The organism is Cardiobacterium sp. (assembly GCF_057314735.1).
On record NZ_DBHKZK010000053.1, the window covers coordinates 110,715 to 112,341 of the forward strand.

The following is a 1,627-nucleotide window of genomic DNA, read 5'->3' on the forward strand; positions in this document are numbered from 1 at the left end:
GGTTCGAGCCCGTCTCCGGGAGCCAAATTCCAGAATTCCGCAAAACGCCCTGTACGGGCGTTTTTTATTGCCCGGTGCAAAAGGCTATCCGCTACAATAGCGCCTCTTTTTGGCAGCAGAAAACCGATCACAACATGAGCAAACGATTGAGCGACGAGGCAATACGGCAACTGGTTCAGCAAGAAATGCAGGCAACCGAAGCGCTGATGCGCGCGGAAATGCAGTCCGAAGTCCCGCTGGCAGAACTGGTGATGCAATACGCCATCGGCGACGGCGGCAAGCGCTTCCGCCCGTTCCTGACCCTGCTCAGCTGCGGCCTCTGCGACTATCGCGGCGAGCACGCCATTACCGCTGCCGCTTTCATCGAATTCATCCATAACGCCACCCTGCTGCACGACGACGTCGTCGATGAATCGGCGCTGCGTCGCGGCAAACCGTCCGCCAACATCGCCTTTGGCAACGCCGCCAGCGTTCTCGTCGGCGACTTCCTCTACACCCGCGCCTTCCAGCTGATGGTGCGCACCGGCAACAATGCCGTCATTGCGATGATGGCCGACGCAGTCAACCTCATCGCCGCTGGTGAAGTGATGCAACTCGGCAATATGCACGACCCGGACGTGGATGAGCCGCGCTACTACCGCGTGATTGAGCTGAAAACCGCAGTACTGTTCGCCGCCGCCTGCAAAACCGCCGGACTACTCGCCGAGCTTGCGGCAGAAAAGAGCGAACAACTCGCCGTGTACGGGCGCAAACTGGGCATGGCCTTTCAAATCATGGACGACCTGCTCGATTACACCGGTGACGAAGCGCTCATCGGCAAATCGCTCGGCGACGACCTCGCCGAAGGCAAACCGACGCTGCCACTCATCCGCGCGCAACAACAACTGCCCGCCGCAGAAAAACAGCGCCTGCGCGATATCATCGAAGCGGGCGACCGCGACGCCATCGGCGAAGTCATCACCCTGTTGCAGGCGACCGACGCCCTGCCCTACAGCCGCGCCGCTGCCGCCCGTCTTGCCGATGATGCCATGCAGGCGCTGGCGGGCTTCCCCGACAACGCCTACAAGGACGCACTCTTCTCGCTGGCGCAACACACGACTGAACGCGAGCATTAAGCGTTACGGCATCTGCGCGCGTTTCCCGCAACGCGCCCCGGCGGTTATCGGTCACGCCATGACACCGCCTACCTTGTGCAATATGTCATCACGCCAATCCGGGCAAACGCCGCTCATGGTATAGCGAAATTTTAGGTTTTTATGAATGCGCTTCTTCAAGGTTTTTTGGTGTCTGGCGGGCTGATTGTCGCCATCGGTGCGCAGAATGCGTTTATGCTGAAGCAGGGTTTGCGGCGCTGGCAGGTGTTGCCCATCGTGCTGACCTGTTTTCTTTGTGATTTTTCCCTGATGACGCTCGGCGTTTTCGGCCTCGGCACGCTGATTGGCGCAAGCCGGGTAGTGTCGGTGGCCCTGGCGCTGGTTGGCGCGCTGTTTTTGGCGGTTTATGGGGCGCGGGCGTTCCGCGCGGCGTGGCGCGGCGGTGCCACAATGTCGGCAGACGGCGCGGAAGCGTCGGGGGTGGTGTCCTAAAATGTATGCTGCCTCAAACAAATCCGTAGTTGATATAGAAA

At 60.1% G+C, this 1,627-nt stretch carries 2 protein-coding genes and 1 tRNA gene (1 of these 3 running past the window's edge); 2 read left to right on the forward strand and 1 reads right to left on the reverse strand.

The annotated features are described in order from the left end of the window. Positions 1-25: transfer RNA gene (locus ACO54Z_RS07255), tRNA-Asn, on the forward strand; it begins 151 nt to the left of the window's first position. A gap of 109 nt (positions 26-134) precedes the next feature. Next, positions 135-1,115, forward strand: coding sequence for a polyprenyl synthetase family protein (locus ACO54Z_RS07260; RefSeq protein WP_485996419.1), 981 nt, complete (start codon positions 135-137; stop codon positions 1,113-1,115). Positions 1,116-1,166: 51 nt separating this feature from the next. On the opposite strand, the gene ACO54Z_RS07265 is transcribed toward ACO54Z_RS07260, so the two are convergent. Continuing rightward, positions 1,167-1,627: hypothetical protein (locus ACO54Z_RS07265; protein WP_485996420.1), on the reverse strand; the 461-nt coding region annotated here is incomplete at its 5' end.

Coding starts and splice junctions, on each gene's coding strand:
- ACO54Z_RS07260 (WP_485996419.1), top strand. CDS start 135: ATGAGCAAACGATTGAGCGACGAGGCAATACGGCAACTGGTTCAGCAA.